The sequence below is a fragment of the Aeromonas sp. S16(2024) genome, assembly GCF_041403065.1.
GTDB lineage: Bacteria > Pseudomonadota > Gammaproteobacteria > Enterobacterales > Aeromonadaceae > Aeromonas.
Map to the genome: position 1 here is coordinate 1 of NZ_JBGLQX010000009.1, position 13,546 is coordinate 13,546.

At 60.1% G+C, this 13,546-nt stretch carries 10 protein-coding genes; 4 read left to right on the forward strand and 6 right to left on the reverse strand.

The window, feature by feature from the left end; genetic code table 11:
• Positions 1 to 32: 32 nt before the first annotated feature.
• From ACB030_RS08520 to ACB030_RS08545, 6 genes are all read right to left on the reverse strand, one after another.
• The gene (locus ACB030_RS08520) at positions 33 to 1,157 is read right to left on the reverse strand and encodes a restriction endonuclease subunit S (RefSeq protein ID WP_371159042.1); all 1,125 of its coding nucleotides are present in this window, start codon (positions 1,155 to 1,157) and stop codon (positions 33 to 35) included.
• Positions 1,157 to 2,731, reverse strand: a complete 1,575-nt coding sequence (locus ACB030_RS08525; RefSeq protein ID WP_371159044.1) for an N-6 DNA methylase — start codon at positions 2,729 to 2,731, stop codon at positions 1,157 to 1,159. Before ACB030_RS08525 ends, ACB030_RS08520 begins: the two co-directional genes overlap by 1 nt.
• Positions 2,732 to 2,745: 14 nt before the next feature.
• Complete coding sequence (locus ACB030_RS08530; protein WP_371159046.1) at positions 2,746 to 3,816, reverse strand: Fic family protein; 1,071 nt, start codon at positions 3,814 to 3,816, stop codon at positions 2,746 to 2,748.
• Positions 3,817 to 3,941: 125 nt separating this feature from the next.
• Positions 3,942 to 7,457: a type I restriction-modification system endonuclease gene (gene hsdR / locus ACB030_RS08535; protein WP_371159048.1), complete on the reverse strand. Its 3,516-nt coding sequence runs from the start codon at positions 7,455 to 7,457 to the stop codon at positions 3,942 to 3,944.
• Between the two features lie 2 nt (positions 7,458 to 7,459).
• Positions 7,460 to 7,831, reverse strand: coding sequence for a winged helix-turn-helix domain-containing protein (locus ACB030_RS08540; RefSeq protein ID WP_371159050.1), 372 nt, complete (start codon positions 7,829 to 7,831; stop codon positions 7,460 to 7,462).
• Positions 7,832 to 7,941: 110 nt separating this feature from the next.
• Positions 7,942 to 8,805 (reverse strand): YicC/YloC family endoribonuclease, encoded by an 864-nt coding sequence (locus tag ACB030_RS08545; protein ID WP_319913881.1) that lies wholly within the window; start codon positions 8,803 to 8,805, stop codon positions 7,942 to 7,944.
• A 146-nt stretch (positions 8,806 to 8,951) separates the two neighbouring features.
• On the opposite strand from ACB030_RS08545, the gene rph reads away from it, so the two are divergent.
• From rph to cueR, 4 genes are all read left to right on the forward strand, one after another.
• A complete protein-coding gene (rph, locus tag ACB030_RS08550) occupies positions 8,952 to 9,668 on the forward strand; it encodes a ribonuclease PH (protein WP_025328763.1) in 717 nt (238 codons plus the stop codon).
• An 83-nt stretch (positions 9,669 to 9,751) separates the two neighbouring features.
• On the forward strand, positions 9,752 to 10,405 hold the full coding sequence (pyrE, locus tag ACB030_RS08555) for an orotate phosphoribosyltransferase (RefSeq protein ID WP_265421894.1): 654 nt from the start codon (positions 9,752 to 9,754) through the stop codon (positions 10,403 to 10,405).
• A gap of 226 nt (positions 10,406 to 10,631) precedes the next feature.
• Positions 10,632 to 13,061: a heavy metal translocating P-type ATPase gene (locus ACB030_RS08560; protein ID WP_371159053.1), complete on the forward strand. Its 2,430-nt coding sequence runs from the start codon at positions 10,632 to 10,634 to the stop codon at positions 13,059 to 13,061.
• Entirely contained in the window at positions 13,058 to 13,447 is a 390-nt protein-coding gene (cueR, locus tag ACB030_RS08565; RefSeq protein WP_005323722.1) for a Cu(I)-responsive transcriptional regulator, read from the forward strand. The genes ACB030_RS08560 and cueR overlap by 4 nt, the downstream gene beginning before the upstream one ends.
• The last annotated feature ends 99 nt before the right edge of the window (positions 13,448 to 13,546 follow it).

Genomic DNA, 13,546 nt, shown 5'->3' on the forward strand with positions numbered 1-13,546 from the left:
AAGGCGATCCTGACTATAAAGTTAACTGCATATCACAGGCCTATAAGTATTTGTTTTGTAGGCAAAAAACTATTTTTAATTTTTAACAAAATGTTCACGATCTCGCCCTGATTTACCCCCCCAGTTTCTCCCTCAAAGAATTGGCTCCTAAATTCATCTGAACGAACAAAAATATTTAAATATGCTGGCAATACGACTTTACGATTAGGAATAAATCTTCCTACTCGCTGGTTGATTAATAGGTTTTTTTCATTAATTATCAAGCAGCCAAACCCATAATCTTTCTTAAGGCGTGTTCCAGTCATACTCAAAAGTGTATCGCCAGTGCTTGGTGTGAATTTTGAGAATTCCTTTGCAACGGTAGTAGATACATATGCTGGCGAATTATCTAAAGCCAAAAATCCATCTCTAATATTTCCCAATTTTATTACTTGGTACTTCCCCGTTTTTTCAAACCATTCACTTTTGAACGCAAAACCATTCTGAAATTCAGCAACTTCAGTTAATGATGATTGAGTTACAAGCCACTCTGCAGTTAGCTTTCCACTCACCGCAGCAGCGAGCACGGATTGACGGAATTGCTTGATAATATCAGGGATTCTGGCCAGACGGGCTTGAGTGGCCTCCACCTGAGCCAGCAATGTATCAAGTCGGTCAGCAATCTCCTTTTGCTCTGCTTGTGACGGAATATTTAAAGGTAAACATTCAATATCACCTTTTCTAATTGATGGCACTGTTGTAGACCTAGAAGCATCAGTCAAATCCACAGTGTGCATGAAGTGATATATAAATCGCTTTGATATGATCTTTTCAGGTATTACCGCCATCACATTATTATCGGCCAATCCTGCCCTCATAACAAATGATCTGCGATTTAATTTTATTGCTTCCCCTATTTTTGCGAATAGCGTGACCCCTTCACTGAAGACTTCTCCCTTAAGTTCCTTAGCCTCCAGCTCTCCCACGTAACTCCCTGCGAGAAATGCATTTCCTTTGTGGTTGATAACAGCGTTGGATATATCGCCAACTTTATAAACAGGATATATCCCTTCTTGCTTACCCTGATATTTGTGAGGGAAACCCATACCGCTACTCACTCGAGCAACATCGCCAAGAGTAATATGCAACCAAGTTTCTGGGATTGTGGAGGCTGTCATTATTCCATCCCCTCCAGCGCCTTAACCAATTCCTGCAACTCGGCCAGCGCCGCTTCCAACTCTTCTTTGGCCTCATTGGCCAGTTCCAGCGGCTCGGGCAGATCGGCGGTATCGACGCTGTCTTTATCCTTGAGCCAGCTGATATCCAGCGAATCCCCCTTGTGGTCACGGATCCACTCCCGGTCAAAGCAGCGCCAGCGGCTGCGAGCCAGCTCGGGGTCTGTGTTCTGGTTCGCGGCATCCTCGGCCAGCTCGACTTTTTCTACGCCGAAACTGTATTCCCCTTCCGTGCGCAGACCGGTGCCATTGGGGTTGGCACCAAATACCTGCTCAAAGGGGCCCAGATGGGGATCTGTGCCGAACTCGGCATCGGTAAAGCCAATGGCGGCATTGCCAAAGGGGGTGCGCTTGCCAAAGCTCGGCATATTGGTGCGCAGGTCATAGACCCAGACTGCCTGGGTGCAGCCCTCCTGCTGATAGGGGTCGCTGGCGCTGCCCTTCTGGAAGAAGAGCACATTGGTCTTGACCCCCGGGGCGTAGAAGATGCCGGTGGGCAGACGCAAGAGGGTGTGCAGGTTGCACTTGTCCATCAGGTCACGGCGCACCTCGGTGCCGACCCCGGCTTCAAACAGCACGTTGTCGGGCAGCACCACGGCGGCGCGGCCACCGGGCTTGAGGCCACGATAGATATGCTGCAAGAAGGCGAGCTGCTTGTTGCTGGTCTTGTAGGTGAGATCGTCGCGGGTATTGCTGGCCTCGCCCCCCTTGCTGGTGCCAAAGGGCGGGTTGGCGAGGATGATATCGACCTTGGGCAGCGCGGCACCCGCCTGTCCCAGGGCGTTGCCAAGGTGCACCACCCCCTCTTCATCCCCTTCCATGCCGTGCAGCAGGCAGTTCATCAGGGCGAGGCGGCGGGTATTGGGCACCAGCTCGACCCCGATAAAGGCTTTCTGCTTCTGGAAGCGTACCTGTTGCAGCGTCAAGTCGTCATAGTCCGGCTGGCTCTTGATGTACTGGTCGGCCGCGATGAGAAAACCGGCGGTGCCGGCGGCCGGATCCTGAATCACTTCCCCCGCCTTGGGCTGGAGGCAGCGCACCATGCTGTTGATCAGGGCGCGCGGAGTGAAGTATTGGCCGGCGCCGGATTTGGTTTCGCCGGCGTTTTTCTCCAGCAGCCCTTCATAGAGATCCCCCAGGCCATCCTGCTTGGCGCTGAACCAGTCGATCTGATCGAGGGTCTTGATCATCTGCTCCAGATGGCGCGGCTCGCGCAGCCGGGTCTGGGCATCGGCATAGATGGCGGCGATCAGGGGATCCTGGTCTTTGGAGAGATCCACCAGCATCTGGCGATAGTGGTTGAGCAGGTTGAGGCCGGAGCGATTGGCAAGCTCTGGCCAGCGGCAATGCTCGGGCAGGGTGTGGGCGGCCAGAATGCCCGCCTCCTCGTTCTCGTGCACCATCTTGATAAAGAGCAGCAGCACCAGCTCGGTGACATAGTCGGAGTAGTTGATGCCGTCGTCACGCAGGACGTCGCACAGGTTCCACAGTTTTTGAACGATATCGTTGTTGCGCATGGGTATTCCGGTGATCAGCTGTGGGCGGCCAGGAGGGCGCACAGGGGCTGGTTGATGTAGTAGTTGCCGCGACCAATCTTCTGTTTTTGCAAGAATTGCTGTTCGACCAGCAGATCCAGATAGCGGGTGGCGGTGATGCGGGTCACCCCGAGATCGCCCATGACAAAGTCGATCTTGGTGTAGGGGTGGTTGAAGAGGTTGTTGAGCAGATCCTGACTGTAGATCTTGGGCAGTTGTTCGCGGATGCCCTGCTTGTAGCTGGCCATCAGCTCCTTGATGCCGGTGATGAGCGCCATGGTGCTCTGGGCCGTGTCGATCACCGCGTCGAGCATGTAGAGCAGCCAGGGCTCCCAGTCACCGGTATCGCGCACCGCTTGCAGTTCGCGGTAGTAGCGCCCCTTGTCCTGGATAAAGTAACGACTCAGGTAGAGCACCGGCAGGTTGAGCAGCCCCTGAGCCACCAGGTAGAGCAGGTTGAGGATGCGGCCGGTGCGGCCATTGCCGTCATAGAAGGGGTGAATGCTCTCGAACTGGTGGTGGATGATGGCCATCTTGACCAGGGGGTCGGCATCACACAGCTGGTCGTCATTGATATAGCGCACCAGATTGTCCATCAGGGCTGCTATCTCGTCTGCATGCTGGGGCGGGGTATAGATCACCTCGCCGGTACGGGCATTCTTGAGATCGGTGCCGGGCAGACGACGCAAGCCGGCGCGGTTTCTTTCCAAGAATTGCTGCACCGCCAGAATGTCGGCCAGCCGGATCAGCTGCTGATGGCGCACGGTGGCAAAGCCCTGCTTGAGGGCGGCGGCATAATCCTGCACCTCTTTGGTGGCTGGATTGACCGCCTCTTCAAACAGGTTGGCGCGGTAGAGATCATCCTGGGTGGTGATGATGTTCTCGATCTCCGAGCTGTTTTTTGCCTCTTGCAGGGACAGGGTATTGATGAGGATCCCCTCGTTGGGGATGCTGGCCGCTACCCCTTTGAGTTCGGCAAGATAGCGGTGAGCCTCGGCGCTCTTCTTGAGCACGGCGCGGCTCTCGAGCTCGGCGATATTGACCAGCGGCAGCGGGGTGATGGGCATAGAAAGTCCCCTTTTCTGTGTATGGCGGCGATTGTATGTATAGAAATTTTAATTTTCTATACATATCACGACCAACATAGATAAAAGGAGCCCTTTTCTATATCTGTCGGGGCTGCTGCCGTTTGTCAGGCAACTTGCCAGAGCGCGTCACCAAGCTGGTCCAGCAGTTGATCGAGCTGCTTGCCGAGCAGACCGTCTAACCGCTTGGCGCCGCCATCATCGGCGAAGCGCTCGTTGATAAAGTCGCGATCGACGATCACCTCGTGCACCAGCTGCCTGGCTAGCCTGTCCAGCCACTTGCGCTGGATGGGCGTCCAGCCCTGGCTGCGGTAGATCTGCTCCATCGCCAGCCGTACCCGTTCGCTATAGGGGATGAGCGGCTCACCAAGGGCGGCGCGGCGAATATGGCCTATGATGCTGGCGGCAATGTCCTGATTGGTCTGGCTGCGCCAGGCACTCTGCAGGTTGGCCTCCTTGAAACCGGCGCCGTCGAGCAGCAGCTTGACCTCCTTGAGCTGGGCCCGGGAGAGGTTGCGCGGGGCATTGACCACCGCCATCAGCGCGGCATTGCTGTTGACCTGCTGACGGATAAAGTCGGCGAAGCCATCCAGATAATCCTCTGGCCTGCCATAGGCGCCGTAGCTCTGCTCGCGCAGGGTGAGCCTGTCTTGATGATCTGAAATCACCGGCCGATATTCGCTGCCGATCAACTCCTCCACCTGCGCCAGTTCGCCCAGCAGGGTGGCGTGCTGGCGCAAAAAGTGGCTGGCCTGCCTTGGCCCTAGCTGATGGAGGTGCTGATGCAGCTTACCCGGCTCAATACCCCATTCTTCCCCCAGTTCGGCCAGCTTCTGCTTCAAGGCCGGGTAGCGATCCGCCTTGCCTTCGGCCTTGCGCAGCACCCGCATCACCTTCTGGCTGAGCTGACTCAAGATGGTGTCAGCCTGACTCTGGCCCGGCTCGTCTCCCGCCACGTTGAGGGCTTGCTCCAGACACTGTTCATCGCACAGCTCACCGACCAGCTGTGCCAGGGTGATATCGGGGTTCTTGACCAGGGGTTGCATGGTATTGACCTCGGCCAGCGCGGCATAGATATCCACCGGGTCATAGATGCGAAACACCGTCTTGCCTATGTCGTCGCAGCGACGGGTGGCCCGCCCCATCATCTGCTCATAGAGGATCCGTGACTTGACCCGACGCATAAAGACCAGGTTGCAGATGCGCGGCACGTCGATGCCGGTGGTAAGCAGGTCCACCGTGATGGCGATATTGGGGTAGCGTTCGTTCTTGTAGCGGCTGATCAGAGTGCTCACCTTGTCACTCTTGCCGGTGATCTTGGCGACCGCCTCCTGGTTATAGTTTTCGCCGTAGAGGGCTTTGAACTCGGCATCCAGCAGCCGCTTGACCATGTCGGCATGGTTGTCGGTGGCGCAGAAGATCATGGTCTTCTCTTCGCCAAGAGGATCCAGCTCACTGGCCAGCGCCTGACAGATGACCTGATTGAAGGATTCGTTGATTACCCGCTTGTTGAAGGCATCCACCTCGAAATTGAGATCGTCTTCCAGCTCCGCGGTCTCAATCTCGCCGGTACGGGTGTCAATGGCGGTCACCCTCTCGCCCTTGCTGAAGTTGATGCCATGCTCGGTCAGCTCGGTCTGGAATCGGATCGGCGATTCGTGGTCGATCAGCCAGTCATCGGCCACCGCCTCGCGGTAGGAGTAGAGGTAGACCGGCTTGCCGAAAATCTCGCTGGTGTGTTTTGCCGGGGTGGCGGTGAGGCCAATCTTGACCGCATCGAAGTAGTCGAGCACCCGGCGGTAGCTCGACAGATATTGCGCCGCATCGCGGGTGGAGAGCTCCCCTTCGGTCATCTCCTGATCCAGGGCGTAACCCCGGTGGGCTTCGTCCACTATGATGCAGTCGAACTCATCGATCGGCGGTCGGTTATCACTGGCGAAGATACGTTTGACCATGGCCTGCACGGTGGCGACCTGAATGCGAGTCTCGGCTTGCGCCGCCATGTCTCCGAGCTCTGCGATGGTGTAGGCAGACCACAGGGTCTGGTTTTGTTCGAGGCGAGCATCTTTGAACGCATCCAGGGCTTGGCCGCCGAGTGCTGTCCTGTCCACCAGAAAGAGGATGCGGCGAAAACGCTCTGCCTTGAGGAAGCGATACATCAGACCAATGATGGTGCGGGTCTTGCCCGTCCCCGTCGCCATGGCCAGCAGACAGTTGCGTTGATCGCGCTCCAGCGCAGATTCCACCGCCTCGATGGCTTTCTGCTGATAGGGTCTCACTTTGAGGTAACCAAAACCCTCTTGCTTGAGTGTCTGCTCCGCTTGTTCGCGGCTGCGTTTGAGCAGATCCAGCAGCCCCTCCGGCGAGTGGAACTCTTGCAGTGCGCGGGCGAGATTGCTCGGGTGGCGGGCATCGCGAAACCAGATGCCGGATTGCTCGGCCAGCTGTTTGACAAAGGGGCGACCGTTGCAGGAGTAGAGGTAGGGGAGCTGATACTGTTCACCTTGACCATCGGGCCAGGGGGATGCGCGCCCCTCCAGCGCCCAGGGGCTGGCCATCAAACCTGACAGGGCAAACCCCTTGCTGTAGCGCCCCGCCTGAGGGATCTTGCCTGCCACATTGGTGTTCATCTTTTTCGCCTCTACGGCGGCGACCGGCATCAGGCCGATAAAGAGCACGTAATCGGCACGGCCCCTCTCCCCATTATGCTCGGTTGGCCATTCGGCAATGGCCATGTTGCGCCCCTTTTGTGGATGCACACCCTTGCGGTAATCGAGTTGCTCGGAGTCAGCCTCCCAGCCCGCATCCTGCAATTGAAGGTCGATATAAAGGCGGGTGCTGGCTTCGTCGAGCACTAGGGTATCTGTGATCCGTCTGGCCTTGCTGGCAAACCCTTGCAGAGCAAGGGCCGCCTGCTTCCTGGCCTCTTCGCTCTGCTGCTGCAATTGATGTTGCAACTCGGCAAGGCGGCGTTCGAACTCCTGCTGCTGGGCAGCGAGCGCCTGTTGGTGAGTCTTGGCCTGGGAGGCAAGCTCTCTGGCCTCACTGTCCATCAGTTCAGCCAGCTCCTGATACTCCCTTTTCTCCCGCGTCAGCAACTCGGCCAGCTCCTGATTCTGGTCGAGCTGGCTGCTGGTGTTGGTGAGCTCGTCCTTGAGTCTGGCTATCTGCTCCTGCAATTGACGCAGTTCGGCGCTGGGATCTTTGGGGACGATAAAGGGCTCTGGTTTGAAATGCTCGCTCCCCTTGCCAAAGAAACGGTGGTACCAGACCGCCAGGTCTCGAGCGACTTTGAGCCCGGCCAGGGCCTCCTTGTGACGGGTCTTGAACTGATGCACCGCATGATTACCCGCCTTGCGCAGCCCATGGAACAGGTTCATCACTATCGGATCCAGCGACAACTCACGGCCAACCAGATAGAGCAGTTCGGCCTGTGTGGTCTGCGGCTGGGCGGCAATGCCACAGCGCATTGCAATATCTTGGGCCAAGGCTTCACTCAGTTGACGCAACTTGACCAGGGTCGTGTTGGGATCACCGGCGAATGCCCGTTCAGCACCCTGTGCCAGCTCAAGCAGAATGGGGGCATGGGCTTGAAGGAAATAGAAGTTGCTGCTCTCGGTCATGGTCAATCTTCCAGAAAGTAATCCGAATCCAGGGTCTTGATGGTGAGGGGCTGGCGGGTGGTGACGCCGACCCCGTATTCGATCATCAGGGCGGCGAGACGTGGGCCGTCGATCAGGGCGATGGGCTTCTCAATCAGTCCAGCCTTGACCAGATAGGTCTTGGCCCAGCCTACCCGGCTACGAACCTTGGTCTGGCGGCCGCCTGGCAGGGTCGCGGCCAGCTGTTCCGAGGTGAAGGCATAGTGTTGGCAAACCCGCTCGAACACTTCCCTGAGGGGGCGGGAATGGCCATCGGCCAGCACCTTGAGCATCGCAGGCATCATGGCTTCATAACTGGGTTGATTCATGGCGAGCAGGGACTCGGTGAAAGGCAATCACCTATCTTGCCACAAGCGGCCCGACTGGGGCCATGCCGTTGATCACACTGGGGATATGACATAAAAAAGCCCCCGCATGGCGGGGGCTGGTGCATCGATGAGGGGGATCACTCGATGTTTTGAATTTGCTCGCGCATCTGCTCGATGAGGACCTTCAGCTCGACGGCGGACTGGGTCACCTCGGCGTTGATGGACTTGGAACCCAGGGTGTTCGACTCGCGGTTGAACTCCTGCATCATGAAGTCGAGACGACGGCCGCAGGCGCCCCCCTTCTTCATGATCTTGATGGTCTCGCCGATGTGCATCTCCAGGCGATCCAGCTCTTCGGCCACGTCGATCTTCTGGGCCAGCAGCACGATCTCCTGCTCGATGCGGGCGGGATCCAGCTCCACCTTGGCTTCGGCCAGGCGGTCGGTGAGCTTCTGGCGCTGCCACTCGATGATCTGCGGGAGGTGCTCGCGCACCTTCTTCACTTCCACCTGGATGCCGTCCAGACGCTGCTGGATCAGTGCCTTGAGGTTGGCCCCTTCGCTGGCGCGGGAGGCGAGGAAATCTTCCATGGTCAGATCGAAACCGCCGAGCAGCTCGGTGGCGACCGCGTCCATGTCCTGCTCGGCGGCGGCCATGACACCCGGCCAGCGCAGCACGTCCACCGGGTTGAGTTGGCCCTGGCCCGCCTCTTTCATCACCCAGTTGGCGCTGTCGATGATGAGCCTGGCCAGCTCTTCATTGATATGCAGCTGGCTGGCGGCGGCTTGGGCCGCCTCGAACCTCAGGTTGCACTCCACCTTGCCGCGCTGCAGCTTGGCACGGAAACGCTCACGCAGGACCGGCTCCAGGCTGCGCAGTTGCTCCGGCAGGCGGATATAGGTTTCCAGATAGCGCTGGTTGACCGAACGAATTTCCCAAACGGCTGTGCCCCAGTCGCCCTTGAATTCCTTGCGGGCGTAGGCGGTCATGCTGTGAATCATTGATTGTTCCGGGCTTGATGAAGTGTGCGGCCAGTATACTCAGCCAGGCTTGCCCCGTCAGCCGACAGCGTGGTTTTAGCGGCTGATATTTGAGTGGTGATCGCTTATACTCCTGCGCCAATTCAGCCAGCCCAGAGGTCAGTCCCATGTCCCGTCCCAGCGATCGCAGTGCCGCGCAAGTGCGCCCGGTTACCATCACCCGCAACTTCACCAAGCATGCGGAAGGCTCTGTGCTGGTGGAGTTCGGCCACACCCGCGTGCTGTGCACCGCCAGCGTCGACACCAGCGTGCCGCGCTTCCTGAAAGGCAAGGGCCAGGGCTGGGTCACCGCCGAGTACGGCATGCTGCCGCGCTCCACCCATTCGCGCATGAACCGCGAGGCGGCCGCCGGCAAGCAGAGCGGTCGCACCCTGGAGATCTCCCGACTGATAGCCCGCTCCCTGCGTGCCGCCGTGGACCTGACCGCCCTGGGCGAACACTCCATCACTGTGGATTGTGACGTGCTGCAGGCCGACGGCGGCACCCGCACCGCCGCCATCACCGGTGCCTGCGTGGCCCTGGTGGATGCGCTGAACTGGATGGTCGAGAAGGGCATGCTCAAGCAGAGCCCGCTCAAGCAGATGATCGCGGCGGTCTCCGTCGGTATGTATCAGGGCGAAGCCATCTGCGATCTGGAGTATGTGGAAGATTCCGCCGCCGAGACCGACATGAACGTGGTGATGACCGAAGACGGCCGCATCATAGAGGTGCAGGGCACCGCCGAGGCCGAGCCTTTCACCCACGAGGAGCTGCTGGCGATGCTGGCGCTCGCCAAGGGCGGCATCGACGACATCATAGCGCTGCAGAAGCAGGCGCTCTCTTGAATTTCTGATTTGAAAAACGCGGCATTGACCGCGTTTTTTTATACCCACAGACCAGTAAACGACAAGCCAAGCAAGGAGCCAGAATGAAAGCCTACCAGCGTCAATTTATCGAGTTCGCCCTGGAGAAACAGGTTCTCAAATTCGGTGAGTTCACCCTGAAATCCGGCCGCAAGAGCCCCTACTTCTTCAACGCCGGCCTGTTCAACAGCGGCCGCGATCTGGCCCGCCTCGGCCGCTTCTATGCCGCCGCCCTGATGGATGCCGGCATCGAATTCGACGTGCTGTTTGGCCCGGCCTACAAGGGGATCCCCATCGCCTCCGCCACCGCGGTGCAGCTGGTGGAGCAGCACGACGTGGACGTGCCCTGGTGCTTCAACCGCAAGGAGGCCAAGGATCACGGCGAAGGCGGCAATCTGGTGGGTAGCCCGCTCAAGGGACGCATCATGCTGGTGGACGACGTCATCACCGCCGGGACCGCCATCCGCGAATCCATGGATCTGATCCAGGCCAATGGCGCCTCCCTGGCTGGGGTGCTGATCGCTCTGGACCGTCAGGAGAAGGGCAAGGGTGAGCTCTCCGCCATCCAGGAAGTGGAGCGTGACTACGGCGCCCACATCATTGCCATCATCCAGATGAGCGATCTGATCCAGTATCTGGAAGAGAAGCAGGCAGAGCAGCCCGCGCTGGCCGAGCAACTGGCGGCCATGCAGGCTTATCGCGCCCAGTACGGCATCTGACGACCCGGTTCCCTCATCCCCGGCCCTTCTCCCGCGAGGGGAGAAGGGAGCAGATCGGCATGCTGCCAACTGCATCAACTGCATCAACTGCATCAACGGCGCCAATAGGCGCCGTTTTTTTATTTGCACAAAAGTCGGTGTGCCCGCTTGAGCTTGCCCTTACAGTAAAGGTTAGGGTTTAGCGGTCGGCAGCCAGTTTGGCCGATGGGTTCCGAGGAGGAACAGCATGACTACCCAGATTCAAGATCCCATTCATCTTCAGTTGCCGCTCAGCGGCATGAGCTGTGCCAACTGCGCCAGCCGCATCACCGCCGCCCTCAATCAGCTCGACGGGGTGCAGGCCAGCGTCAACTTCGCGCTGGAGCAGGCGGCCATCGAGCTTGCCAGCAGCGATCGCCTGCCCGCTGTGCTGGACAGCATAGCCGCGCAGGGCTATGGCTACGGCCATGAGACGATCTCCTTCCAGATCAGCGGCATGACCTGCGCCGGTTGTTCGGCGCGGCTGAACAAGATGCTGGCTGCGCTGCCCGGCGTGCTCTCGGCCGAGGTGAATTTTTCCCTCGAGCAGGCCCGCATCCTGCTGGTGCCGGGGATGCAGACCCCGGCCTCGTTGCGTGAGCATATAGAAGCCCTTGGCTTCGGTGCCCAGCTGGCGCAAGGCTCTGCCAGTGCTCGCCGCCAACAGTTGCTGGCCCGTGAGGCGCAGGAGGCCGCCGCCGCCCGCCAGGCGCTGACTCAGGTTGTTATTTCGGCCCTGCTCACCCTGCCGCTGCTGGTGGGCATGGTCGCCATGGCCGGCCTGTTGCCCTGGCATCTACCCGCCTGGCTGGAGCTGGTGCTCGCCACCCCGGTGCAGTTCTGGATCGGGGCCCGCTTCTATCGCGGCGCCTGGCTCGCCCTCAAGAACCGCGCCGCCAACATGGATGTGCTGGTGGTGACCGGCACCAGTGCCGCCTACTTCTACAGCCTCTATCTGTTGCTGACCTTAGGCGTGGCCGCCAGCGGTCAGCTCTATTTCGAGGCGAGCGCCATCATCATCACGCTCATTTCACTCGGGAAATTGTTGGAGGCGAGAGCCCGGCGCAGTACCCAGTCCGCCATTCGCGAGCTGATGGCGCTGCGGCCGGACACCGCCACCGTCTGGCGCGGCCAGGCCTGGCAGAGCGTCGCCATCGACGAGGTGCTGCGCGGCGACAGGCTGCGGGTGCTGGTGGGGGAGCGGGTGCCGGTGGACGGCAAGATCCTGAGTGGTGAGAGCGAGCTGGATGAATCCATTCTCACCGGCGAGAGCCTGCCGGTGCCGCGTGCGCTGGGGGATGCCGTGCTGGGCGGTGCCATCAATCGCTCCGGTGTGCTGGAGATCGAGGCCACCACCGTGGGGGAGGACTCCAGCCTCAACAAGATCATCGCCCTGGTGGAGCGCGCCCAGATGGGCAAGGCACCATTGCAGCAGCTGGTGGACAGGGTCTCCGCCATCTTCGTGCCGGTGGTGATGGCCATCGCCCTGTTCACCCTGCTGGCCTGGTATGCCTACAGCAACGACTTCGGTCAGGCGCTGCTGGCCGCCGTCGCCGTGCTGGTGATCGCCTGCCCCTGCGCCCTGGGGCTGGCGACCCCGGCCGCCATCGTCACCGGCACCGGGGTGGCGGCTCGCCACGGCATTCTGATCAAGGATGTGGATACCCTGCAGAAGGCCCACGCCATCAAGGCGCTGATTTTTGACAAGACAGGCACCCTCACCCAGGGCAGGCCCGTGCTGGCGAGCTGGAGCGGCACCGACGAACAGCTGCGCCTCGCCGCCGCCCTGCAACAGGCGAGCGAGCACCCGCTGGCGCTGGCCATGCGCGAGGCGGTCGGCAAGGAGGTCGCGTTGCCCCAGCCCGAAGCCGTGGAGGTGCGGGTCGGTGCCGGCATAGTCGGTCAGGTGGCGGGTCACAGGGTGGCCATCGGCAATGGATCCCTGCTGGCCCAACTGGGCATTGATCAGCCGCAACAGGATGAACAAGCCGCCGATGGGGCGACCCGGGTCTGGGTCGCCATCGACGGCGTGGCGGTGGCTATCGCCGCCCTGGCCGATACCCTGAGGCCCGAGAGCCCGGAAGCCATCGCCACCCTGCGCCAGCGCGGCATCGCCAGCTGGCTGGTGAGCGGCGATGCCCCGGCGCCCGTGGCCCATATCGCCGCCAAGCTGGGGCTGGACGGGGCCTTTGACTCCGTGCTGCCCGCCGGCAAGGTGGAGAAAGTGGAGGCGCTGCGGGCGCAAACCAGCGGGCTGGTGGCCATGGTGGGGGACGGGGTGAACGACGCCCCGGCACTGGCGGCGGCGGATGTGGGGATCGCCATGGGCTCAGGCTCGGATGTGGCGATGGAAACCGCCTCCATCACTCTCATGCGATCTGACCCTCGCTTGGTGGCCGATGCCATCGACATCTCGGCGGCCACCTGGCGCACCATACAGCAGAACCTGTTCTGGGCCTTCGTGTTCAACATCATCGGCATTCCGCTGGCGGCGCTGGGTTACCTCAGCCCCGAGCTGGCGGGGGCGGCCATGGCCCTGAGCAGCATCACGGTATTGAGCAATTCCCTGTTATTGAAACGCTGGCGGCCCAGGGCGGGCAGCCAGCGCCAATCTGAATCGAAAAGGAGTCACCCATGAACATCAGCAAGGTTGCCAAGGCCACTGGGCTGTCCGCCAAGACCATCCGCTACTACGAGAGCATCGGCCTCATCTCGGCCCCGGTGCGCAGCGACAACGGCTATCGCAGCTATACAGACGGCGCCCTGCGGGAGCTGCGTTTCGTCAAGCGGGCGCGGGAGACCGGCTTCAACCTGGAGGAGTGTCAGGAGCTGCTGGCGCTCTATCGGGACGAGCACAGGACCAGCGCCCAGGTGAAGAAGCTGGCCCAGGAGAAGATCGTCGATCTGCGGGCCCGCATTGCCGGTCTGCAGGCCATGCTCAGCTCCCTGGAGGAGGTGGTGGGGTGCTGCCATGGGGACGCGAATCCCCAGTGCCCCATACTCGACGAGCTCGAGAAGGGCTGAGTGAGCCCGGGCAGGCTGGAGCGGCACGGCGCACGGCGGATCAGGGGCTGAGTGGCTGCTTAATAGCGGGCGATTGATTGTTGAGCAGGAAAAGTGAGT